We start from the raw sequence: 24,086 nt of genomic DNA on the forward strand, positions 1-24,086 counted from the left end.
GGAACAACCAAACAAACCAGATACACCGGAACAACCAAACAAACCAGATACACCAGAACAACCAAGCAAACCAGATACACCGGAACAACCAAGTAATAATGGAAAATATAACAATAAAGAAGAGAATAAAAAACTAAACTTTGATAACAACCATTCTCAAACAAACGCCAAAGTTGTTATTAGAAAACATTCAAATAATCCTTATGGTAATTTACAAAATCATAATCATAGTAGTAAACTTCCTCAAACAGGAGAAAATATTATTATAAGCTTATTAATATCATTTTTTGGAATTACCATTTTAACCATTTTAATTTTTAGAAAAATTAGTTTAAATAAAAAGAAGAGATAAAATCTCTTCTTTTTTAGTCTACTTTATTAAAAAATTCTACTTTAATCTTGTTACCATCAGCTACTAGCTTAGTAACACCACCGTTTTTAGGTGAATCAGCAACGTTAATACTTTTATCGAATTGACTAACTAGCCATCTGATTAAAGTCCCATGAGCAACAATTAATACATTATCATTGTCATCGGCTTGTTTAATAACATCTTTTAACCCTGGCATAAAGCGATTATAAATATCTTGATTAGTTTCAGCATCGCCATATGGGTCAGCTTCAGCAATCATATCAACCACTTTTTCCATGGAAAATTTATCAATCATTTCATTAAAGGTATTAGCACCCTTAGGTGATCCAATCATATGCCATACAGATTGATCATCACTACCTTCAAAGTAGCCAAAGTTTTCTTCACGAAACGCAGTAGTTACTTTGGGAGTTGTTAATTCGGATTGATTTTCTTGTAAAATGTATTTTGCAGTATCAATGGCACGTTGCATGTCACTGGAATATGCCGCATTGAATTTAATGTTGCTGAGACGTTTACCAGCAGCAATACCGTCATTAATACCTTTTTCAGTTAATGGTGCATTGCTCAAACCTTGAATGCGGTGATACTTATTTAAAAAAGTTTGTCCGTGTCTAACAAAATATAAGTTGATAGCCATATTTTACCTCCTAAATAAAATCAAATCTTTTCTAATTTTAGCATATAATAAGATATGTTAAATTTATTAGGTGCAAATACTTAAATAATGTTTAAATTTTTGTTATAGCATCATATGTATGCTAAAATTATTCATTAAAATTCCAATACTTAGGAGAAATAAATATGACTGATTCAATTAAAAAATATGAACAGGCCCATCTTGATGAAGTCGTTCAAAAAATTAAGGCTGCCGAAACCGCAGCTGCTAAAAAGATTAGTAAAACTGAAAAAGACAAAGCTGATATTAATAAAAACTTTTATAACGACGTTCGTCTAAACACCAGTACTTATAGTGGGATGATGGAAACTTCGGTTTCAATTAGACAACAACAACAAATGTTGGAAGAACGTGAAAATAGTTGGCAACATGCGACGGATGAATATGCTAAATTAAAGAAAATGGAAGATACCCCATATTTTGCCCGCTTAGATTTTGAAGAAAGTGGCGAGAATAAAGCTGAAACTATTTACATTGGACTGGGTTCATTTACTGACAGCCCTGACCATTATTTGGTATACGATTGGCGAGCTCCTATTTCTAGTATTTATTACGATAGTAAAATTGGCAATGTGACTTACGAAACTCCTATGGGAACTCAATCAGTCAACGTAACTTTGAAACGTCAATTTCAAATCAAAAATAGTAAAATAAAGACTATTTTTGACACTGACCAAGTGGTTGGTGACCAAATGTTATTAGATAACTTAAATGGTAAATCTAGTACTAAAATGAAGAGTATCGTTACCACGATTCAAAAAGAACAAAACCAAATTATCCGTGATACTAGTTCTGACTTGCTATTTGTGCAAGGAGCGGCCGGTTCTGGTAAGACCGCAGCGGTATTACAAAGAATTGCGTTCTTGTTATATCGTTATCGTGGTAAGTTAACTTCCAGTCAAGTCATCTTATTTTCACCGAACCAATTGTTTAATGACTATATTAATCAAGTTTTACCAGAGTTGGGTGAACAAAACATGGTACAGATGACTTACTACCAATATAGTAGTATTCGTGTACCGCATCTAAAGGTAGAGAATTTATCACAACGGTTCTTAGAAGATAATTCAGATGACACTAATTTACGTAATATTAATACGTTGAAAAATAGTCTTGATTTCTTTAAGGCTGAAACTGTTTATGCAAACCATTTAAATAAAGAAGATATGCGTTTTAAAAACATTATGTTCAATAAAGAAGTCTTTATTCCAAAAGAAAAGATTGCGGAAATTTACTATAGCTTTAATGAAAACTACAACTTAAGAAATCGCCTATCAGCAACTAAAGAACGTTTAATTAAGATGTTGAATCGTCGAGTTAAAGCCGAAATGAAGAAAAAATGGGTAGAAGATGCGGTGCAATCATTGAGTCGTGAACAAATTCAAGCCGTTCAATCTACGCATCCAGATGAATTCCAAAATGCGGATAAAGAATTTGATTTCTTAGCTAAACATATTGTAATTGGGGCCTTTAGAAGGGTTAGAAAACAAATTGTGCATGCTAGATTCTTGAGCATCAATAATCAATTTGTCCACTTCCTCAAGAGTTTGCCACATATCTTAGACTTAGCAAAATACAATTTGAACGCTGCTGATTGGCAGGCCAATATTGAAAAAACGGTTGCTGGGATTAAAAACGGTGCTATTTCAATGTCAGATGTTTCAGCCTACTTATACTTATTTGATAAGATTAGTGGGAAACGTCCTAAAACAGATATTAGATATTTATTCATTGATGAAGTTCAAGATTACACAGCCTTTCAAATGGCGTTTCTCAAGTTTACGTTCCCACGAGCCCGTTTCACATTGTTAGGTGATTTAAACCAAGCTATTTTCACCCATGAAAATAGTCATCATTTATTAAAAGAATTGGGGACCATGTTTAACCCTGAAAAGACGAATGTGGTGCAATTGACTAAGTCTTATCGTTCAACTGAACAAATCACTGACTTTACTAAGCACATTTTAGGAGACGGTGAAGCCATTGAAGCATTTGCTCGTGAGGGCGAAAAACCATTAGTTGAAGTTTACAATGATGACGCTGCTGCAATTACACATTTGAAAGATAAAATTGCTTTAGACCAGCAAAAACACGATACTACCACCATTATTTGTAAGACTTTGGCTGAATGTAAAACTTTGTATGCAGAACTACAAGCAAATAATATTGAAGCTAACTTGATTCAAACTGAAAACCAACGTTTACTAAAGGGAACGCTAATTATTCCTTCTTATTTAGCCAAGGGACTAGAATTTGATTCAGTTATTATGTGGGATGCTTCAGCTGATGTTTATAGTGATGAAAGTGACCGCCAATTGGTATATACAATTTGTACCCGTGCAATGCATGAGTTGACCATTATTGCTAAGCACGCCGTAACACCAATTTTAGACCGAGTACCAAAAGAACTATATATAATGAAATAAAACTAAAGAGTTTGTTCGAATGAATGAACTCTTTCTTTGTTTAAAATAAGGGGATGTAACATTGACTGAACCAATTAATTACTATTCGTTTTCACAAGATGAGTGGAAAAAATTTTATCATACTGAATCATTGCCAATGACGCAGGCCAGTTTACGGCGCGTGAAGGCCTTTAATGACCAAATTTCCTTAGATGATGTTCATGATATTTATATTCCAATCGTACATCTACTAAAATTAAAAACGGATCATTTTAATGAATGGCAAAAAACCAAAGCGGACTTTCTTTCTAAACCAACGCGTAAGGTACCTTATATTATTGGAATTTCCGGCAGTGTGGCGGTGGGCAAGTCGACTACCGCACGGTTATTGAAAGTTTTATTATCGTACTTTTTTAGTGACCAAAAAATTCAATTAATTACGACGGATGGTTTCTTGTATCCAAGTGCCAAATTGCGTGAAATGAACATAATGGATCGTAAAGGATTTCCAGAGAGTTATGATATGGAGAAACTGATTAATTTCTTAAACGAAGTAAAATCTGGTAAGAGTAATGTCAAGGCCCCTGTATATTCACATGATGTATACGATATTATTCCTAATCGTTATGACATTATCGACCAACCTGATGTGTTGATTATTGAGGGGATTAATACGTTACAATTGCCCTCTAATCAACAAATCTATGTGAGTGATTTTACTGATTTTTCCATTTATATTGATGCAGCTGACGACTTAATTGAGAATTGGTATTTAGATCGTTTTAAGAAATTAATGGATACCGCGTTTCAAAGTCCATCAAACTATTATTATGAATTGGCCCATACCAATCGTGACAAAGCAATCGACATTGCTAAAAATGTTTGGGAAACGATTAATTTGCCTAACTTATTAGAAAATATCAAGCCGACTAAGACACGGGCAGATTTAATTTTGCATAAGACGGATAACCATGACATCGACCAAGTTTTACTTAGAAAGTACTAAAAAAATTTGACCGTAGTATTCTGATAGTTTATGATAGTAACAATTATTAAAGAGGGGTGTATGGCGTGACAAACATTGATCTATCGTCTTTTGATAAAATTTTAGTGCTTGATTTTGGAAGCCAATATAATCAACTAATTACACGTAGAATTAGAGATTTTGGAGTTTATTCAGAACTTAAGCCACATGATATGTCAATTGATGACATAAAACGTTTTAATCCAAAGGGAATCATTTTTTCTGGTGGTCCTAACAGTGTGTATGCTGATGATGCATTAGCCGTTGATCCAGAAATTTTTGAATTAGGAATTCCGATTTTAGGAATTTGTTACGGAATGCAATTAATGGCTTATAAATTAGGTGGTCAAGTTGCGGGAGAAGAACATGGTCAATACGGACATGCTGATATTGAAGTAACCGTTGATGATACTTTATTCAAAGGGCTACCTAAAGAACAACCAGTTTGGATGAGTCATGGTGATTTAGTATCTAAAGTTCCAGAAGGTTTTGAATTAGTTGCTAAAAGTAAAGATTGTCCAATCACAGCTATGCAAAATGTAGCTAAGAACTTCTATGCTATTCAATTCCATGCCGAAGTTAGAAATACTAAGTATGGAAATGACATCTTGAAGAACTTTGCGTTTAACGTTTGTCATGCCGAAGCTAATTGGTCAATGGAAGACTTTATCGACCTACAAATTGAACACATTCGTGAAGTTGTAGGGGATAAAAAAGTTATCTTAGGTCTATCTGGTGGAGTTGATTCTAGTGTTACCGGAGTGCTATTGCACAAGGCAATTGGTAATCAATTAACTAGTATCTTTGTTGACCACGGTTTATTGCGTAAAAATGAAGCTGACGAAGTGATGGACAGTTTAGCTGGTAAGTTTGGTCTTAACATCATTAAAGTTGATGCCAAGGACCGATTCTTAGGTAAACTAAAGGGTGTTACGGAACCAGAACAAAAACGTAAAATCATTGGTAATGAATTTATTGAAGTTTTCAATGATGAAGCTCGTAAGTTAAAAGATATTGATTTCTTAGCACAAGGAACTTTATACACCGATGTTATCGAAAGTGGGACTGATACTGCCCAAACTATCAAGTCTCACCATAATGTTGGGGGATTACCAGAAGATTTACGTTTCCAATTAATTGAACCACTACGTTCATTATTTAAGGATGAAACACGTGAATTAGGTGAAAAACTAGGCATTCCAGCTAACTTGGTATGGCGTCAACCATTCCCAGGTCCTGGTTTAGGAATCCGTGTAATTGGTGAAATTACTGAAGAAAAATTACAAATCGTCCGTGATAGTGATTACATTTTAAGAAAAGAAATTGCTAAAGCTGGTCTAGACCGTGAAATTTGGCAATACTTTACTGTTCTTCCAGGGTTTAGAAGTGTGGGAGTAATGGGTGATGGTCGTACTTATGACTACACTATTGCAATCCGTGCCGTTAAATCAATCGATGGAATGACTGCTGACTTTGCACAAATTCCATGGGATGTATTATCAGACATTTCAACTAAGATTGTAAATGAAGTCGGTGGAATTAACCGAGTAGTGTACGATGTTACAAGTAAGCCACCTTCGACAATTGAATGGGAATAATTATTTATATTCCTAAAAAAACGTTATCCATTTTGGATAGCGTTTTTTTATTTGTGTTTTAAAATTATAGTTATGTGTAATATAATGTTTATATTGCTATAAAAAAATAATGATAAAAAGGTGTAGATATGTTTTGTAAAAGAATAATTGTATTTTGCATTGCTGTGTTAGGAATTTTTTGTTCGACAAACGTTTATGCTGATGATTATACTTCACAACCTTCAAGTAGTAGTGAAAGTTATTCCCCAGCCAATGATAGCTCTAATGTTACTGGTGATAATTCTAATCAAAATAGTCAAGATAATAATTCTGATAATCACCAAGACAATAACTCAAATCATCAAGAAAATAATTCGAATGAAAACAACGGTAACAGTAATAATAATTCGAATGAAAATAATAACAGTAATAATAATTCGAATGAAAATAATAACAATAATAACAGCAATAATAATTCAAATGAAAATAATAACAATAAACCTCGTAGAGAAATTGTATTTTCAGATACCAAACCACTTAAATATAAAACTAGATTTAAGCAAAAATGGCATAAAAAATTAATTAATGCATATAAAAATAATGAATTAATCAAGCATAAAGTAAATAGTGATGTTAATGTTTACATAAAGCAAAAAGGAACTTTGCATTCCAAAACTTATTATCAAATTGATTCGGGAGCTTGGATCAATGCTAATTATTTTGATGCAGGAATTAGATATATACCTAATGTACCTCTAATAGCTCAACGACCACAATTACCTACTGGTTGTGAAATTACAGCTTTAACAATGATGTTTCAGTATGCTGGAGTTCATAAAAATAAAATGCAACTAGCTAAAGAAATGCCACGTTCATCAAATCCTAATAAAGGTTTTGTTGGCAGTCCGTATTCCAAGAGTGGCTGGTACATCTATCCTAAGGGATTAGTGAAAATGGTTAAAAAGTATTTAGGCAGTTCTAAAAACATGACCGGTTGTTCTATTAATAAAATAAAGAAACAGGTTAATATAAATCACCCAGTCGTGGTTTGGCTTGCCCATATTGATGGATTTCCTAATCATGCTCTAACAGTTTATGGATATGACCATAAATATATATATCTGAATGACCCCTGGAGATATAAGCGTATCAAATTAAATTACAATAACTTTAGTCATTTGCATGCAGCTGATGCTAAACGTACCTTGAGTTATTAAGATGTGAAAGGACTAATATTATGAAATTAAAAAAATCAATTTTATTACTATTATCAATATGTTGTTTTTCATTAGTTGGGTTTAAAGCTAATGCTAAAGATTACCAAAACCCCAAAAAATATTATCAAATTCAAAATGAGCAAATTAAACCATATGGTAAAGTTGGCTATAATTTAGATGTTGGCTATGAAGGTATTAAAACATACAAAGTAATGCGTAGACTAGGTACTTATGGTGGATATAACAAGTATAATTACGCTACTAAATATGCTGTTAAAAATTTTCAAAGAAAACATCACTTAAAAGCCAACGGGATTGTTGATGAAAAAACTTGGGTAAAATTAGGTTTTCCTAAGTCAGAATGGACTAGCATTGATAATTACGTAGCCCCATTAGGTGCTAAAAGTAATCAGGGTAGAAAAGCACATATTGAAGCTGCAATTAAACAAGCGTATAAATATTTGGGTAATCCATATATTTATGGAGCATCTTCTAGTCCTAAATATGGAACCGATTGTTCAGGATTAGTTATGCAAGCTTTATATGCCGGAGGAATTGACCCTAAACCAATCAGTTCTATCCATCATGCATATCCAGGCAACGAATGGAATTCTCGTAATTTATTTGCTAGTCACAAATTTAAACATGTTGCTTATAAAAATCGTAAGCGTGGAGATTTAATCTTCTATTACCAACCTGGAACACACACAATTTGGCATGTTGCTTTATATTTAGGTCGAAACCGAGTTATTGAAAGTTGGCCACCTCGTATTATGGTTGCTGCTATTAGAAATGGTCAAAGATCTGATGTTGCTGGTGTAGCCCGTCCTTGGAATTAAAATAATATATAAGTAAGATTACTGATTATAATTTCTAAGGAGTTTTATGAAATATAGATACAAAGTATTGATTCAAATTGTTATCTTATTTTATCCGTTTTGGCTGATTATAAACGGTTTTATTGGTGTTTTAGATAAGGTTCCCTTACACCCGGATGATTTGATATTTTTTGGAGTGTTAATAATTGGCCTAATTAGTATGTTCAATATATTATTATTCATGATTAGGCTGTTTTTATTAGGTTGGCATGAAATTGGTCAATATTACAAAATCTTTTTCTTTATTCACTTAATCTTATTTATACCTAGTTTTACAGCATGGCTAGTATTTTTAGGTGTTATTAATCCATTTAGATTTTTTTGATATACAATATTTAATTTGTAGTTAGGTAATTTGTTTCCTATGTTTATAGGTAATTGATTACCTAATTTTACTTTATACTTATAGTCATATGTAATACAATGTCCATGTAATTTTATAAGTTTTAAGGAGTTATATGAAATATAGATACAAAATACTAATTCAAATTGCTGTTTTATTCTTTCCATTCTGGTTAATTATTGATGGCTTTATTGGCCTATTGGTTGGAAATCCTTTTCACCCAGATGTTGCAATTATACTTGGCCTTTTAATGACCGGTATAATTTGCTTATTCAACATAGTAGCTTTTATTATTAAGTTGAATTCAATTGGGTGGCATAATATACATTTTTATCATAAGTTTTTCTTCTTTTTTTATGTATTGTTAGCAGTCCCTAGCTTTATAGCATGGGCACCATTTCTTTAATACGATTTTTTTAATGATTTTTAAGGAGTTATATGAAATATAGATATAAAATATTAATTCAGATTGCTATTTTATTTTTACCGTTTCTGTTAATTATTGATGGAATTATAGGATTAGCAAATAGAGATCCTTTTCATCCAGATGTACTCGTTACATTTGGACTTTTAATAACTGGGATAATCAGTGTATTTAATATATTAGATTTTATTACTAGGCTAAAAGATTTAGGTTGGCATGATTTGAATATATATTACAAAATCTTTTTTTGCTTTCATCTAATATTATTTATACCTAGCCTGATAGTATGGTTGTACTTATTTGGCGTTGTTAATCCATATAGTTTCTTTTGGTAGAAATTATTTAATTGCTTTTCTCTAAAATTTGATATTAAAAAAGTACTTTATAATTGTTTTTAGCAATTATAAAGTACTTTTTATTTGTACCATTCAATTTTTCTTTCAAATAGTGGCTGTGTTTTGCGATTATTATGTGTAAAATTTTTATGAAACCATGCTAATTGATTATCACTAACTGTAATTTGGGAGTTGGTAATGACCAACCACTCTACACCTTCCGTAAGGGGGGGAGTAGTTAGTGAACCGAGATAATGAAAACCTTTGGCTAGGGATGGAATCCATTGGTTAGTTGAAATGTTAACTGATTGGTCTTCTTTATTGTTAAAATGGTTAATAATAGCTTGAAGGTCAGCGTTGCTATTGCCCTTATTGACCATGATAGCGACCACTACGGTTTGCCCAATTGCATTGGTATGTACCAAATGAATTTCTAAGGGATTAGTTTTACCATCAATCGTGTGTTCGGATGGCAAATGAAAATGTAATTGTTGGAAAGTAAATTTTCGGTTGAAAATCGTAGCGTTACCATGACCGAGCAATCGAATAGTAGTACTATCATTAATTTCTTGAGTTAGTTGATAGTACATGTCACTACTAATGGCTAAGTTATCATCATATTTAGTGCTAACTTCGGTATTTAAATCTATTGGTGATTGATAATTACCAAGCTGATTTGGCCAGCCATTTTGATTATCGTAATTAAGCATTATTACAACTCTTTTCCATTTAAATTAAAATATTCATAAACCCTATATGTTAATATAGCATAAGATTGGTAAATTATTAGAAATGAGGAATCAAGATGCAGTTTACCTTTTTAAATCATAGTAATGAAACTTACGGAATTAAAAAATTTTTAAATGCTAAGGGCATTAGTCATCGGATGTATAATGAATTAAAAACTTCGGGTGAAATCTTAATTAATAATCAAAAATTAGCTTCAGATGGCAGGGTGGCGCCTAATACAAACGTATTGGTTAAATTTCCTAATGAGGGTAATGATGTAAATGTGCCAATTAGTAATGAGCCTATCAACGTTATTTATGAGGACGATAATTGGTTAGTGGTGAATAAACCAGCTGGACTAACGAGTGTGCCGGGGCCTAGCAATCGCTGTGACACACTGGTTAATCGAGTTAAGGGTTATTTAAAACAGCAGGGTAGTTTAGATTTAAAACCACATATTATCACACGGCTAGACCGCTTTACGAGTGGGTTAGTTTTAATTGCTAAACACCGCCTAGCTAATAGTTTAGCTAACCAACAATTAGCTAGTCATAAAATCAAGAAACAATACTTAGCAATTGTTTCAGGTAAAATCAATAAGGCGCATGGTCTGATAAATGAACCAATTGGCCGAGTGGGTGATGAGTTTAGACGTCGAGTAATTTCAGATGGGAAACCGTCAATTACTGAGTTTTGGGTTAAAGAAAGTTTTGCTGATAAAACTTTAGTGCAAGTTGAACTTCACACTGGCCGAACCCATCAAATTAGAGTACATTTTACACATTTAGGGCATCCACTATTGGGCGATCAACTATATAATGGACCACTAGACCAAGGTATATCACGTCAGGCGCTACATGCGTATTCTTTAAAATTTTATGATGATTTTTCTGAACATAACCTGGAGTTTAGCGTAGAATTGCCTAATGATATGCAACAAGTAATTAAATAAAGTATGGGAGTGGTAGAGATGGACAGAAATAATGCAGTCAAATGTTTAGTTGATGATGCAGTTTTTATGGAGGATGAGGGATTGTTTTTATCCGATTTACATCCTTCAATTGTTAATTTGATAAAACATGATTATCCAAAAGCTAAAATCAATAGTTTTATTTGTAGTCATCATCTTTTAAAATATCGAATGGCTAGGGTTGATTCAATGATTAATGCCGATTTAAAGCAAAGCCAAAAAATTAATCGTAAACTAACTAAAGCCTTACAAAATGACGACTACGAAATTACCGATGTGAACGTTGCTTTATCTAAAACTTTGACTTTTGGTCAACGAGTTTCAGATGCAGTAGCACGTTTTGGTGGTAGTTGGAGTTTTATTTTTATTTTTGTGGGCGTATTACTAGGTTGGATGATTATTAACGGCTTATCGTTATTTGGCTTGCATTTTGACCCATATCCATTTATACTACTTAACTTAGCTTTGAGCTGTATTGCGGCTATTCAAGCACCCATTATTATGATGAGTCAGAACCGTTCAGCTGACCGTGATCGCTTAGATGCTGAAAATGACTTTCATGTTAATTTAAAATCAGAACATGAATTACGGATTTTACATGCTAAATTGGACCATTTGACTCAAAACCAATTACCGCATGATTTGGAAATTGAAAAATTACAATTACAAATCTTGGGAGAAGTTAGAACTGAATTGACTAACTTACGAAATGAAAATGCTAAATTGCGTTTAGCTTTGAAAAATAAAAAATAGGGGATGTTTAATTCAATGGACGATAACATTAAACTAGGAAATGCTAGTTTCGATAACATGATGTTTGTTTTAAAAAATGAAATTACGCGTAAGAACCATAAAGACTATAAATTCATGGATAATGAAATGCAAGAAATTGCGGATGATATTTGGGCAATGCCAGCTTACATGAAAGAAGAGGACGACTATAGTTCTTTCTTCATGTTTACTAAAATTGAATCTGGTGATACGGTGGTTGCATTTTCAGAAGGTCAGTTAAATGATGGCAATTTTGCGTTGAGTAATCCTATGACATCAGGCAAAGGATTGAATCGTTTGTTTAAACACGATGAAAAACGTGCTCATTCGGTACTACACTTTTTAAATATGATTTCAAAAGCTGATGAAGGTAATTGGCGAATTGTTGAGTAAAGGACTTCTTTTTATAGAAATCCTTTTTTATTTTAATTTTATTATTTAAATATGAACATATATGTATATAATAGAAGTGTAGATAGGAGTGAGTTAAATGCATAATGATCAACTATCGGGACAACGCTTTTTAATTGTTACCGTTTTGAATGTTTGTATTACAGTTGCTGAACTATTAGGTGGATTACTTGCGGGAAGTCTGTCATTAGTATCAGATGGTTTACATAATTTAGGTGATTCTGCTTCAATTGTGGGAAGCTACTATGCACATCGGGTTAGTCAACGTCCGCAGACACAAAAAAATACGTTTGGCTTTAAACGTGCACAGATTATATCAGCCTTTTTAAATTCATTGTTTTTAATTGTTATATCAGTCTTTTTAATTATTGAGGCGGTGCAAAAATTTTTTGAACCTGAACATGTCGATGGGGGCCTAATGATTATTGTGGCCATCGTGGCTACAGTGGCTAATTGTATTGCTACGTTACTATTAAGTAAGGGTTCTAAACATAACTTAAATATGCGTGCTACATATTTGCATTTGTTAAGTGACGCTTTAGCATCGATTGGAGTAATTATCGCCGGAATATTAATTAAGTTATTTAATTGGAATATTGTTGACCCCATCATCACAATGGTAGTAGCCTTGTATATTATGTGGGAGACGTATCCTATTATTAAAAAAACCGTTAATATTTTGATGCAAGCGGCACCACAAGTTGACTGCTATGCAATTAAAAATGATTTAATGCAAGTTGATGGTGTAACTGGTGTTCATCACGTCCATGTTTGGTCAGTCGATGAAAATAGTATTATATTTTCGGCCCATATTAATATGCATGATATGATGATTAGTGATGCTGAAAAAATATATGACCCCATCAGTAAACTATTAAAGCAAAAATACAATGTTACCCACGTGACGCTACAAGCTGAAGTTGAACGTGGTAAAAAAGAAGATTTATACTTTGATACTGGAAAAGATATTAGATAACAAAAGGGATGGAAATTTTTCCATCCCTTTTTGCTTATTATAATCCAGCACCAACAGCATTGTATTGCTTGTTGTACCATTCATCCCAATTGATTTCAGGATTACCATTGCTGAAGTATTTTTGACCCAAGCTTACTAGAACTTTTTCATATTCTTTATAACTGTACTTGTATGAGTCTGCAATGATTTCGTCGGTTAATTCAAATTTATCACGGTATAATCGGCGGTCAATATCCCACAAAATAGCGTTATCTACTTTATCGGATATAATTTCTAGGTTTTTTGTTCTATATAAATGAACATAAAAAGTAGTGAAATTCTTTACTGCAACCTGCTTTGCTTGTTCATTTAATTGAGAAAAATTATGTGTTTCTCCATTCATATGACGTGCGCCTCTATTCAAACAAATTTTGTTGCCTATCCACATTATATATTTAATAAATGTTTTCGTAAAACGTAAAACTTGTTTATAATGTAATATTGTAGTAAAAATATAGATTATATATAATTTAAAATTTAGGAGACGCTGATAAGAATGACCCCAAAGAAAGAGGATTATCTGAAAATAATATTTGAACTAGGTGGAACTAAAAGTAAGGTTACTAACAAACGTATTGCAATTAGTTTAGACATTGCCGCTGGTTCAGTTACTGAAATGATAAATAAGCTGTTAGAGGAAGGTTTAGTTTCACATGAACCTTATTCTGGCGTTTTCCTTACCGATAAAGGTGTAAAATTAGCAGAAATGCTAGTGCGTAAACATCGTATTTGGGAAAGTTTCTTAGTTAACGCTTTAGGTTATTCTTTACCAGATGTTGATAAGGAAGCAGAAGTTCTAGAACACGTTACTAGTGACAAACTCTTAAATGCTTTAGATAAGAAATTAGGCCATCCTACTCACTGTCCACATGGGGGAGTAATTCCAGATACACATGGGCACTACAAAGAAGATAGTCACACCGTTTTAAATGATGCTGAAGATGGTGAAAAAGTTATTGTAGACCGTTTTATTGATAATCATGATTTACTAACATACTTAGGCGATATTCAACTAGATATTGGTGATGAGTTAGAAGTAATTAAGCATTCACCATTTGAAGGCCCTGTAACAGTTAAAAATATTACTGATAAACAAGAAATTGTGATTAGCTACAAAGCTTCTCACTATGTATTTATAAAAAAAGTCGAAGAATAAACAAAAGGAATTGAGTAAAAACTCAATTCTTTTTGTTTATGTACAATGTTATAATGGCTCTAATATTATTTGGATAGATAGGTGGGAATATTGAATGAATCCTAAAAACCGCGATAGATTAGTAGTTGAAATTTGTTTATTAGCTGGCAAAATTATGATTGAAAACGGTTCGGAAATGGTTAGAGTGACGGACACAATTGACCGAATTGCTAAAAATGCTGGCGCCTTTCAAGCGAGGTCATACGTTACACTAACGGGGATTATAATGTCTGCAAATTACAACAATGGTGCGCAAGTGATTTCAATTGATAAGCGTAGTTTCGATTTAGAAAAAGTTTCGGTGGTTAATGATTATTCACGTAAATTTGCCGAACGTAAAATTAATTTAAGACAATTCTACTATGCTTTAGAACACATTGATGATACAGTTCCACGTTTTAATAAATGGATGCAATTACTAGGTGCCGCAATGGTTAGTGGCTGTTTGGAAATTGTTTTTAGGAATAACATCAAAGACTTTCCCATTGCTTGTTTAATTGGAGTATTTGGTTGGATTATGTATTCTGTAATTGAAAAATACACTTCCATCAAGTTCTTAAGTGAATTTATTGCGGCATTAGGCATTGGATTGTTATCGATAATATCGATTAATTATCTTCATTTGGGTAATAGTGTCGATGACTTAATCATTGGAAGTATTATGCCGTTAGTGCCAGGAGTGCCGATTACTAATGCGGTGAGGGATGTCTTGTCGGGTAACTTGATCAGTGGGCCCTCAAGAGGAGTAGAAGCGATAATAAGTGCTTGTGCATTAGGGTTTGGCGTAGCGATGGCCATTAAGATATTGGGGTGATAAATAACAATGCAATTATTTTTTAATATAATCTTAGTTTACTTAGGTACGATTGGATTTGGTATTTTAGTTAACGTACCCAAACGAGCCCTTAATGTGGGTGGTATCGTAAGCGTTATGGGTTGGTTAATTTATTATTTTTATACGCAATATGTTGGTGGATACATTGAAGCTAATGCTTTAGGAACATTTTCTATTGGAATTTTTGGAATAGTTGCTTCTAGATGTAAAAAGTTACCAGTTATTATATTTAATATTCCGGCATTAGTTCCATTGGTGCCTGGTGGTCAGGCTTATCAAGTTATGAAATACTTAGCTACTGGTAATTACACTTTGGCTAAATCATATTTGATTCAAGTAGTGTTCATTGCTGGAGCGATTGCAGCTGGATTCTTATTTTCAGAATTTGCAAATCAATTATTTTTAAGATTAAAGAAAAAAATATCAATAAAAAAGAAGCCTTTTTAAGGCTTCTTTTTAGATAAATAAACTAAAAATCAAAATTATTAGCACGATTGATGTTATATAGACATACAATTTATCTTTTTCTTTATAAAAGGAATAAATAGATACAACTACTCTTAAGACAGGCGTTAAGATTAAGCAAAAAATACCTAGCATCATAATTGCATATGGTTTCAATTGAACGATTCCTTTAAAAATTACTTTAAAATTGTTTGGAATATAGTTTTGGTCGTAACCAGAATTTCCAGTGACTAAAAATAATAAAAGCCCAATAATCATAATTGTAGCGGAAATAATGACACCAATGCGAAGGATTTTACCAATGATAAGTTCAATTTCATTCATTTCATCAGCTATTTGTTTATTTTTATTATTCATTACAATTTCACCCCAAATCCTTGTAATAACATGTTAATTCCAATATAAAATAATACTGGTACAAAGATGGCCCGAATCCATTTAGCTGGTAAAATTTGCATAATTCTAGAACCAATAACTGAACCTAATAAAATCCCTAGGGCTAGTGGGACCGCAATGTATGGTAGGATAGATCCATTGAAAAAGTATACAGTTGCACTAGCTGCCGCTGTTACTCCCATCATTAAATTACTGGTGGCACTCGAAGGCTTTAGTGGCATCTTCATAAAAGTATCCATAGCGATAACTTTGAAAGCACCAGAACCAATTCCTAGCAATCCACTAGCTAAGCCGGCTCCGAACATAACAATGAAACCACCAGGTACATTTTGTACATTATAATCAAGTTGCTTTTTTGAAGACTTGTCGTAATAGCTCCCATTTAATTTAAGTTTAGTAGCTAATTGATCATTTTTAATTTGGCTTGTTTTACTGTTCTTATTTAAAAGCTTTTTAACCATGTTGTAAGCAGAAAATACTAACAGTAGTCCAAATAATATGTATAAATATTTAGGACTTAAGATGCCAGTTAATAAGGCTCCAGCAATAGCACCGACAGTAGTTGCAATTTCTAGGAACATCGCAACTCTTAAATTCAGCACTTCATCTTTTAAATAAGCAATGGTTGACCCAGAACTAGTGGCGATGACCACAATAATACTGGCTCCAATCGCATATTTGATATCTAAACCAAACATTAGAGTTAAAATAGGTGTTACAATAATGCCGCCACCTAGGCCTAAAATAGCCCCCGCAATTCCAGCTATGATGCCTAATACAATCATGGTAATTGCGATATTAATCATAATACTCACTTCCTGAATTTATTTATGTTGTGCATATTTAATAAGTATAACAGTTACTAAATATATATATTAATATTTGTCAAAATTAAAACAGCTAAATATGTCGATATGGTATACTTAGTTGGTATAATTATATGATTTTGGGAGGAAAAAATCTTTATGATAATCGATAAGGATTTAACTCGATATGTAAAACTGGTTTTAGCTGCTATTTTATCTGGTGCTGTAACTATCTTTGTTGTTATAAATTCAGGATACTTGCAGTTTTTAGATTCTGCAATTATTGGAAGCGTTCAAAAAGACCAGTCGGGTTGGTTAAACGGATTGTATACATTTATTACTAATCTAGCTAGCCCTAAAATAGGAATTATTTGGGTTTTAATAATGGCGTTTTTCTTATGGGGAACTAAATATAAAGTTCCTGCTATTTGGGCCATTTGTACTTTAATTGGTGGAGATGCCGTTGGTTATATTATCAAGCACTTGGTTCAAAGACCACGCCCAATATTCCATTTAGCTCACGATACTGGTTTTAGTTTTCCTAGTGGACATGTTTTAAATACATTCCTACTTATCGGAATAATTTGGGTAATTGTTTTACCAATTATTAAGAGTAGAAAAAAAGTATTAATTATCCAGATTTGTACAATTATTTTTATGATTTTAGTAATGTTGTCACGAATTTATTTAAATGCTCATTATCCAACTGATACGATAGGAGCAGTTTGTTTTGGCTATACATGGCTACAAGTTGGTCAATTATTATACGTATACTTTGCCCCAATCATTAAAAATAATGTTAAGTTAGTTAATCATTCTTATATATAAAAAGCGGCTATTATAGCCGCTTTTGTTTTACAAAATTTCTTTTAACCATTCATTTGATAATTGGAACCATTTAGCTACGTGCGAATCATTAGACGCATCGTTCCATGCTGTTAAGTCGTTAGCTAGTGCTAAGCCATGTGGTCCATGATGAAATAAATGAAGTTCATTATCAACGCTATTTTCATTTAATTTTTCAGCGTATTTAATCGCGTTCATGCTTGGGACAACGGGGTCATCAGTAGTGGCCCAAATAAAGGTTGGTACATTAGTTTGTGTAACGTGTTCATCTGCCGCCATCTCAATATCATTATCAATCCAGTTCGCAATTTTTTCTTCATCATTTGGGAAACCTAGTTTTAAGTTGATAACCGGATAACCTAGAATAGTAGCGGCAGGTTTAATTTGACTAGCATCATCTATTTTGGCAATGTCTCTAAACCATGTTGAGTCATATAAATCATTGAATAGGCTAACAATGTGACCACCAATGGAAAAACCAGCAATTACGATTTTATCTTCGTCAATATTCCATTCAACAGCATTTTCTTTAATCATTTTGATGGTATTAGCTAGTTCAATTAATGGATTAGGTAGTAATGGGGTTGCTTCAGATTCAAAAGTATATCTTAAAAAGAAACTTTGGTAACCTTGAGCTGAATAAGTTAGGGCGAAACTTTCGGCTTGGTTGATGGGAATGTGTGTGTAAGAACCACCTGGTACAATAATCACGGCCGGATATTTAAAATGGCCGCTTTCAGCATCAGCGTTTCTAATGTATCCCTGCATAAAAGCATTCGAATTTTCACGGACACTTTCTTTAATTATTTTCATGTTTTTATAGCCTCCCATAAAGTTTTTAGTTACAATTATTATTTTAACGCAATAAATTTATTGTAGGAGTTAAGCGATGCGAATATCAAAATTAAACTTAGGCAAAATTACGATAGACAGATTATCCTTTGCAGATTTAGATGCCTATTTTGAACTAATGCATAATGATTACATTGCTAAATATTGTGGATTTGTTCCAATTGATTCAAGGGTTAATGCTAAGATGTTACTAGATTCAGATATTGAGAATAACACGGTAGCTATTCGTGATAGTGATTCCAATAAATTGATTGGTTTAATTAACTTATTTGAAAACGTTGGCGACAATAATGAGCCACTATCAACTGAATTAGATTTAGGATATTTAATCCAAGGTGATTACAGCCATAAAGGATATATGACTTTAGCTTTATCAAAAGTAATTGAATTATTGAAATTTGAAAATAAAGTTAAAAAGCTTTTTGGAACTTTCAAGAAAGATAATGTAGGTTCAATGAATGTTTTGAAAAAGAATGGCTTTATAAAATTTTCTTCAGACAGTGAAACTGAAACTTGGGTATTAAATCTAAAATAATGTTGAATATTTTGTATAGTCATTATATAATCTTATAGTAATCTAAGAAGAGGCGCAAAAGACATTAGTAGTAGGTGCTAGCTAATAAAGTAGCGATGAACATCTATGAAAGGGGATTTTGCCGAAATTATAATATGCTTTATCATATTATTTTTGGGTCTTAGTTTAATAGACTAAGAACTGTCGTAGCAAATAGGCTACGGAGTGCTTTCTAAGATCAATAATTAGAATGCTATTTTAAGAATCTCTTCTTTTGAACAAGGGGAGATTCTTTTTTAGTTATTTGTCTTTGTATGCACCTCTTAGAAACATATTTAGGAGGAATCACTTATGAGTGAACAAAATAATAACTCTAATGGAGTTCATAGAGAACTGAAAACACGTCACGTTTCTATGATTGCATTAGGTGGATGTATTGGAACCGGACTATTCGTTGCATCTGGTTCCACGATTAGTCAGGCTGGACCTGGTGGAGCATTGGTTGCATATGTTTTAATGGGCCTAATGGTTTACTTTTTAATGACTAGCTTAGGTGAAATGGCAACTAATATGCCTGTATCTGGATCTTTTGCTGCTTATTCAGCTAAATACGTTGATCCAGCATTAGGATTTGCGATGGGGTGGAATTATTGGTTTAACTGGGCGATAACGGTTGCAGTTGATATTAGTACTGCTGCTTTAGTTATGAAGTTTTGGTTACCATCGATGCCTAGTTGGATTTTTAGTTCGGTGACGCTAACCCTTATTTTCTTGATTAACGTACTTTCAGTTAAAGCGTTCGGTGAGACTGAATTTTGGATGTCTTTAATTAAGGTTATTACTATTTTTGTCTTTCTAGCAGTAGGAGTATTAACAATTTTTGGAATTATGGGTGGTCATGCTACTGGATTATCTAATTTTACTTATAAACAAGCACCATTTGTTGGTGGAATTCCAGCTATCTTGAGTGTATTTATCGTTGCTGGTTTTTCATTCCAAGGAACTGAATTAGTTGGAATAACTGCTGGTGAATCTGATAATCCGCATGAATCAGTTCCAAAAGCGATTAAGGAAGTTTTCTGGCGCATTATTTTATTCTACATTTTTGCTATTATCGTAATTGCTGCCATTATTCCTTATACTAGTCATGACTTATTAGGTTCTAGTGCTTCAGATGTTGCAATTAGTCCATTTACTTTAGTATTTAAACGTGCTGGACTTGCAGCTGCAGCTTCATTAATGAATGCAGTCATTTTAACTTCAGTTATTTCTTCAGCTAACTCAGGTATGTATGCATCAACTAGAATGTTATATTCAATGGCTCATGATGGATATGCACCTAAGGTTTTCTCAAAAACTACTGGTAAAGGAATTCCTTTATATTCATTATTAGCAACTACATTAGTCGCTTTATTAACTTTCTTAAGTAGTTTTGCGGGACCATCAATTTATTTATGGTTAGTAGCCGCTTCTGGTTTAACTGGATTTATTGCTTGGGTTGGAATTGCAATTTCACATTATCGTTTCAGAAGAGCTTTTATTAAACAAGGGCATCAAGTGAGTGAGTTGAAATATCATGCTACATGGTTCCCATTTGGCCCAATCTTAACTTTAATCCTATGTATTTTAGTTATATGTGGCCAAGACATTAACTCATTCGTATCTTTTGATTGGAAACAAATTGGAATTACTTATATTTCAGTACCATTAGTTTTAATTTTGTATGTTGTATATAAAATTAAAAATCACACCCATTTGATTCCATTGGATAAGGTGGATGTTTCACCAACTATGAACGAACACAATAGAAGTGATGATTAAATTGTAAAAGGGATGCTTGATGGCATCCCTTTTTATTTTTAAAACTATTTGTGATTATTTAATTAAATGTATTACAATGTTTAAAGCTATTAAATTACTAAGGAGATATTTATGCTAGTACTAGCTGGAACGATAGGGGCTGGAAAGACCTCTTTAACTAAAATGTTAGCCAATGAGATGGACTTATCAGGTTATTATGAATCCGTAGATGACAATGAAATTTTGCCGTTATTTTATAAAAATCCACAGAAATATGCTTTTTTGCTTCAAATATATTTTCTTAATAGTCGTTTAGACTTAATCAAGCAAGCACGTTTAGATGCTAAAGATAGCATTATGGATCGCTCAATTTATGAAGATTCCCTAATGTTTCGTTTGAACGCTGATTTAGGTCGTGCAACTTCGACTGAAGCAGATATTTACGATTCACTTTTGGAGAATATGATGGAAGAAATTCCTGATGCTAAAATTGTTAAGAATCCAGATTTATTAATTCACATTAGAATTTCATTTGATACGATGCTAAAGCGGATTAAAAAACGGGGACGTTCATTTGAACAAATTGATAAAGACCCAGAACTATACAAATATTATCAATTACTAAATGAACGTTATAATAGTTGGTATGACAATTATAATCAATCACCTAAAATGCAAATTGACGGTGATAAATATGATTTTGTTGAGAATGAAGCAGATTTTAAAATAGTTTTAGCACAAATTAAAAACAAGTATGAAACATTAATTAGTTGCTAAACTTAAATTTATGTAATAAGATTGTATTCAGATAAATAAAACGTTATATGTGCTATATAAGTAGACATTGCAGAGAGCTAATGGTTGGTGTAAATTAGTCGTCGAAATTTCCGAGTACATGCATAGTGGGTAGGTAATGCTACACGGAATTAGTCCGTTATCTTTTTCGAGTGTTTGATGTTATTTATATGCATCAAGAACTTGGGTGGTACCGCGATAAAGAAGGCCTTCGTCCCAATAGACGAGCGCCTTCTTTTTATTTTAGGAGGAAATTATATGTTAGATATCAAAAAAATTCGTCAAAACCCAGAATACATTAAAGAAAAATTAGCTACTAGAAATATTCCGGCAGAAACAATTGATAAGTTATTATCATTTGACCAACAACGTCGTGATTTAATTTTGAAAAGTGAATCATTAAAAGCTAAAAAGAACAAAGTTTCAGAAATGATTTCACAATTAAAACGCAACAAAGAAGATGCAACTGAACCCATTAATGAAATGAAACAAGTTGCCAAAGAAACCAAAGATTTGGATGAACAACTTGAAAAAGTTCAAAAAGATCAACAAGATTTAGCTGCACATTTGCCTAACATTCCAGCAGATGGCGTTCCAGTTAGTTTGACTGAAGAAGGTGCAGTTGAATTAAGAAAAATTGGTGAACCTCGTAAATTCAATTTTGAACCAAAACATCATTGGGACCTTGGTGAAAAATTAGGCATTCTAGATTTCGAACGTAGTGCTAAAGTTGCCGGTAGTCGTTTCGTATACTACATGGGAGCCGGTGCACAATTAGAAAGAGCAATTTATAACTTCTATTTAGACCAAAACGATAAAGTAGGTTATAAAGAAGTTTTACCTCCATACATGGTTAACTCAGCTTCAATGTACGGAACAGGACAATTTCCTAAGTTCTTAGAAAATAAGGCTGGATTTGAAATTCAAGATAGTGATTTAACGATGATTCCAACTGCCGAAGTTCCATTGGTAAATTACTATCGTGATGAGGTTATTCCTACCGAAAAGTTACCAGTTAAATTTACGGCACTAACTCCTGCATTTAGATCAGAAGCGGGTAGTGCAGGTCGTGATACTAGAGGATTAATTCGACTACATCAATTTAATAAAGTTGAAATGGTTCAATTTACTAAGCCTGAGGAATCTTGGCAAGCACTTGAAAGCATTACTGAACATGCTGAGTCATTATTAAAAATGTTAGGTATTCCATACCACGTAATAACTTTAACTTCTAGTGACATGAGTTTTACAGCTGCTATGACACATGATATTGAAGTATGGATGCCTGCCCAAGGTAGATATCGTGAAATTTCTAGTTGTTCAAACACTACAGATTTCCAAGCTCGCAGAGCTCATATTCAATACCGTGACGAAAATGGTAAGCTTCAATATGTTCACACACTAAATGGTTCAGGTCTAGCGGTTGGAAGAACGGTTGCTGCTATTCTAGAAAACTTCCAAAATGAAGATGGTAGTATCGATATTCCAGAAGTATTACAACCATACATGCATGGTATGAAGAAAATTACAAAAGAATAATTTTAAATAACGTTGCTTATGTTAAGTAACGTTATTTTTTTAGAAATTTTCAAAAAATACTAGCTTTTTTTTAATTAATCATATATAATACTATTTGTTGTTTGATAAGTATTTGTTACGAAATAAAAAATATTTGACAATAAACAATTAACTTGATATTATATACAAGTTGTTTAATTTAACCGGAATGATCTCATGGAGGATTAGCTCAGTTGGGAGAGCATCTGCCTTACAAGCAGGAGGTCACAGGTTCGAGCCCTGTATCCTCCATTTATGAGCCGTTAGCTCAGCCGGTAGAGCATCTGACTTTTAATCAGAGGGTCGGCAGTTCGAACCTGCCACGGCTCATTACAATTTAATATTGTTGTATATACGTTGCGGGCGTGGCGGAACTGGCAGACGCGCTAGATTTAGGTTCTAGTGTCTTATGACGTGGGGGTTCGAATCCCTTCGCCCGCATTGTAAGTATATGCCGACTTAGCTCAGTTGGTTAGAGCGCTTCACTAGTAATGAAGAGGTCGGGCGTTCGAATCGTCTAGTCGGCATTATGCGGAAGTAGTTCAGTGGTAGAACATCACCTTGCCATGGTGGGGGTCGCGGGTTCGAATCCCGTCTTCCGCTTTGCCAATTTTATTATGCCGGGGTGGCGGAATTGGCAGACGCACAGGACTTAAAATCCTGCGGTCAGTGATGACCGTACCGGTTCGATCCCGGTCCTCGGCATTTAACTTAATATATATTTTTACATGCACCCATAGCGCAACTGGATAGAGTGTCTGACTACGAATCAGAAGGTTGTAGGTTCGAGTCCTACTGGGTGCATTTTTTTATTTTTTCGGGAAGTAGCTCAGCTTGGTAGAGCACCTGGTTTGGGACCAGGGGGTCGCAGGTT

The 24,086-nt window shown here is 33.2% G+C and carries 26 protein-coding genes, 7 tRNA genes and 1 riboswitch; of the genes, 27 read left to right on the forward strand and 6 right to left on the reverse strand.

Annotation, left to right across the window (positions count from 1 at the left end; genetic code table 11):
• The coding region (locus tag FD06_RS07665) for an LPXTG cell wall anchor domain-containing protein (protein ID WP_162256010.1) at positions 1-352 on the forward strand (352 nt) is incomplete at its 5' end.
• A gap of 13 nt (positions 353-365) precedes the next feature.
• Here the strand turns inward: FD06_RS07665 and FD06_RS03445 are convergent.
• The gene (locus tag FD06_RS03445) at positions 366-1,013 is read right to left on the reverse strand and encodes a histidine phosphatase family protein (RefSeq protein WP_056966108.1); all 648 of its coding nucleotides are present in this window, start codon (positions 1,011-1,013) and stop codon (positions 366-368) included.
• A 164-nt stretch (positions 1,014-1,177) separates the two neighbouring features.
• Between FD06_RS03445 and helD the strand changes: the two genes are divergently transcribed.
• From helD to FD06_RS03480, 7 genes are all read left to right on the forward strand, one after another.
• Positions 1,178-3,478 carry an RNA polymerase recycling motor HelD gene (gene helD, locus FD06_RS03450; RefSeq protein ID WP_056966110.1) on the forward strand — a complete coding sequence of 767 codons (2,301 nt, stop codon included), beginning with the start codon at positions 1,178-1,180 and terminating at the stop codon, positions 3,476-3,478.
• A gap of 61 nt (positions 3,479-3,539) precedes the next feature.
• On the forward strand, positions 3,540-4,463 hold the full coding sequence (gene coaA / locus FD06_RS03455) for a type I pantothenate kinase (RefSeq protein ID WP_056966112.1): 924 nt from the start codon (positions 3,540-3,542) through the stop codon (positions 4,461-4,463).
• Positions 4,464-4,528: 65 nt separating this feature from the next.
• On the forward strand, positions 4,529-6,079 hold the full coding sequence (gene guaA, locus FD06_RS03460; protein WP_082605282.1) for a glutamine-hydrolyzing GMP synthase: 1,551 nt from the start codon (positions 4,529-4,531) through the stop codon (positions 6,077-6,079).
• Positions 6,080-6,207: 128 nt separating this feature from the next.
• A complete protein-coding gene (locus FD06_RS03465; protein WP_056966116.1) occupies positions 6,208-7,275 on the forward strand; it encodes a C39 family peptidase in 1,068 nt (355 codons plus the stop codon).
• 20 nt (positions 7,276-7,295) lie between these two features.
• The gene (locus FD06_RS03470) at positions 7,296-8,114 is read left to right on the forward strand and encodes a C40 family peptidase (protein ID WP_082605283.1); all 819 of its coding nucleotides are present in this window, start codon (positions 7,296-7,298) and stop codon (positions 8,112-8,114) included.
• Positions 8,115-8,160: 46 nt separating this feature from the next.
• Positions 8,161-8,478: a hypothetical protein gene (locus FD06_RS03475; RefSeq protein WP_054657539.1), complete on the forward strand. Its 318-nt coding sequence runs from the start codon at positions 8,161-8,163 to the stop codon at positions 8,476-8,478.
• Between the two features lie 133 nt (positions 8,479-8,611).
• Positions 8,612-8,902 carry a hypothetical protein gene (locus FD06_RS03480; protein ID WP_054657541.1) on the forward strand — a complete coding sequence of 97 codons (291 nt, stop codon included), beginning with the start codon at positions 8,612-8,614 and terminating at the stop codon, positions 8,900-8,902.
• A 433-nt stretch (positions 8,903-9,335) separates the two neighbouring features.
• On the opposite strand, the gene FD06_RS03490 is transcribed toward FD06_RS03480, so the two are convergent.
• Complete coding sequence (locus tag FD06_RS03490; protein ID WP_056966119.1) at positions 9,336-9,965, reverse strand: carbonic anhydrase family protein; 630 nt, start codon at positions 9,963-9,965, stop codon at positions 9,336-9,338.
• A gap of 95 nt (positions 9,966-10,060) precedes the next feature.
• On the opposite strand from FD06_RS03490, the gene FD06_RS03495 reads away from it, so the two are divergent.
• From FD06_RS03495 to FD06_RS03510, 4 genes are all read left to right on the forward strand, one after another.
• A complete protein-coding gene (locus FD06_RS03495) occupies positions 10,061-10,936 on the forward strand; it encodes an RluA family pseudouridine synthase (protein ID WP_056966121.1) in 876 nt (291 codons plus the stop codon).
• A gap of 18 nt (positions 10,937-10,954) precedes the next feature.
• Entirely contained in the window at positions 10,955-11,707 is a 753-nt protein-coding gene (locus tag FD06_RS03500; RefSeq protein ID WP_056966122.1) for a DUF1003 domain-containing protein, read from the forward strand.
• Between the two features lie 15 nt (positions 11,708-11,722).
• Complete coding sequence (locus FD06_RS03505) at positions 11,723-12,118, forward strand: hypothetical protein (protein WP_056966124.1); 396 nt, start codon at positions 11,723-11,725, stop codon at positions 12,116-12,118.
• Positions 12,119-12,215: 97 nt separating this feature from the next.
• The gene (locus tag FD06_RS03510; protein ID WP_056966126.1) at positions 12,216-13,112 is read left to right on the forward strand and encodes a cation diffusion facilitator family transporter; all 897 of its coding nucleotides are present in this window, start codon (positions 12,216-12,218) and stop codon (positions 13,110-13,112) included.
• A gap of 37 nt (positions 13,113-13,149) precedes the next feature.
• Here FD06_RS03510 and FD06_RS03515 read toward each other — a convergent pair whose 3' ends face one another.
• Positions 13,150-13,494, reverse strand: coding sequence for a hypothetical protein (locus FD06_RS03515; RefSeq protein WP_056966127.1), 345 nt, complete (start codon positions 13,492-13,494; stop codon positions 13,150-13,152).
• 153 nt (positions 13,495-13,647) lie between these two features.
• Here FD06_RS03515 and FD06_RS03520 point away from each other — a divergent pair, with 153 nt between their 5' ends.
• The 3 genes from FD06_RS03520 (at position 13,648) to FD06_RS03530 (ending at position 15,628) form a co-directional block, all read left to right on the forward strand.
• A complete protein-coding gene (locus FD06_RS03520) occupies positions 13,648-14,307 on the forward strand; it encodes a metal-dependent transcriptional regulator (protein WP_056966129.1) in 660 nt (219 codons plus the stop codon).
• A 94-nt stretch (positions 14,308-14,401) separates the two neighbouring features.
• Entirely contained in the window at positions 14,402-15,160 is a 759-nt protein-coding gene (locus tag FD06_RS03525; RefSeq protein ID WP_054657546.1) for a threonine/serine exporter family protein, read from the forward strand.
• A 9-nt stretch (positions 15,161-15,169) separates the two neighbouring features.
• On the forward strand, positions 15,170-15,628 hold the full coding sequence (locus FD06_RS03530) for a threonine/serine exporter family protein (RefSeq protein ID WP_056966131.1): 459 nt from the start codon (positions 15,170-15,172) through the stop codon (positions 15,626-15,628).
• A gap of 9 nt (positions 15,629-15,637) precedes the next feature.
• Here the strand turns inward: FD06_RS03530 and FD06_RS03535 are convergent, their stop codons facing one another.
• Both FD06_RS03535 and FD06_RS03540 read right to left on the reverse strand, forming a co-directional pair.
• Positions 15,638-16,003 carry a DUF1634 domain-containing protein gene (locus FD06_RS03535; RefSeq protein ID WP_054657548.1) on the reverse strand — a complete coding sequence of 122 codons (366 nt, stop codon included), beginning with the start codon at positions 16,001-16,003 and terminating at the stop codon, positions 15,638-15,640.
• Positions 16,003-16,848 (reverse strand): sulfite exporter TauE/SafE family protein, encoded by an 846-nt coding sequence (locus FD06_RS03540; protein ID WP_056966132.1) that lies wholly within the window; start codon positions 16,846-16,848, stop codon positions 16,003-16,005. The genes FD06_RS03535 and FD06_RS03540 overlap by 1 nt, the downstream gene beginning before the upstream one ends.
• 159 nt (positions 16,849-17,007) lie before the next feature.
• On the opposite strand from FD06_RS03540, the gene FD06_RS03545 reads away from it, so the two are divergent.
• The gene (locus tag FD06_RS03545) at positions 17,008-17,676 is read left to right on the forward strand and encodes a phosphatase PAP2 family protein (RefSeq protein WP_054657550.1); all 669 of its coding nucleotides are present in this window, start codon (positions 17,008-17,010) and stop codon (positions 17,674-17,676) included.
• A gap of 27 nt (positions 17,677-17,703) precedes the next feature.
• Here the strand turns inward: FD06_RS03545 and FD06_RS03550 are convergent, their stop codons facing one another.
• Entirely contained in the window at positions 17,704-18,507 is an 804-nt protein-coding gene (locus tag FD06_RS03550; RefSeq protein ID WP_056966134.1) for a lp_1002 family arylesterase, read from the reverse strand.
• A 76-nt stretch (positions 18,508-18,583) separates the two neighbouring features.
• On the opposite strand from FD06_RS03550, the gene FD06_RS03555 reads away from it, so the two are divergent.
• From FD06_RS03555 to FD06_RS03605, 11 genes are all read left to right on the forward strand, one after another.
• The gene (locus FD06_RS03555) at positions 18,584-19,081 is read left to right on the forward strand and encodes a GNAT family N-acetyltransferase (RefSeq protein WP_054657552.1); all 498 of its coding nucleotides are present in this window, start codon (positions 18,584-18,586) and stop codon (positions 19,079-19,081) included.
• A gap of 39 nt (positions 19,082-19,120) precedes the next feature.
• A riboswitch (Lysine riboswitch) is annotated at positions 19,121-19,299 on the forward strand.
• Positions 19,300-19,411: 112 nt separating this feature from the next.
• Entirely contained in the window at positions 19,412-20,881 is a 1,470-nt protein-coding gene (locus FD06_RS03560) for an amino acid permease (protein WP_054657554.1), read from the forward strand.
• 111 nt (positions 20,882-20,992) lie between these two features.
• A complete protein-coding gene (locus FD06_RS03565) occupies positions 20,993-21,637 on the forward strand; it encodes a deoxynucleoside kinase (RefSeq protein WP_056966136.1) in 645 nt (214 codons plus the stop codon).
• Positions 21,638-21,913: 276 nt separating this feature from the next.
• Positions 21,914-23,194, forward strand: coding sequence for a serine--tRNA ligase (gene serS, locus FD06_RS03570; protein WP_056966138.1), 1,281 nt, complete (start codon positions 21,914-21,916; stop codon positions 23,192-23,194).
• A 197-nt stretch (positions 23,195-23,391) separates the two neighbouring features.
• Positions 23,392-23,464, forward strand: a tRNA-Val gene (locus tag FD06_RS03575).
• A gap of 5 nt (positions 23,465-23,469) precedes the next feature.
• Positions 23,470-23,542: transfer RNA gene (locus FD06_RS03580), tRNA-Lys, on the forward strand.
• Positions 23,543-23,571: 29 nt separating this feature from the next.
• Positions 23,572-23,653: transfer RNA gene (locus FD06_RS03585), tRNA-Leu, on the forward strand.
• 12 nt (positions 23,654-23,665) lie between these two features.
• A tRNA-Thr gene (locus FD06_RS03590) sits at positions 23,666-23,739 on the forward strand.
• 4 nt (positions 23,740-23,743) lie between these two features.
• Positions 23,744-23,815 (forward strand) — tRNA-Gly (locus tag FD06_RS03595).
• Between the two features lie 16 nt (positions 23,816-23,831).
• Positions 23,832-23,917 (forward strand) — tRNA-Leu (locus FD06_RS03600).
• 25 nt (positions 23,918-23,942) lie between these two features.
• A tRNA-Arg gene (locus tag FD06_RS03605) sits at positions 23,943-24,016 on the forward strand.
• Positions 24,017-24,086: the final 70 nt, after the last annotated feature.

Source organism: Apilactobacillus ozensis DSM 23829 = JCM 17196 (assembly GCF_001435995.1).
Lineage (GTDB): Bacteria > Bacillota > Bacilli > Lactobacillales > Lactobacillaceae > Apilactobacillus > Apilactobacillus ozensis.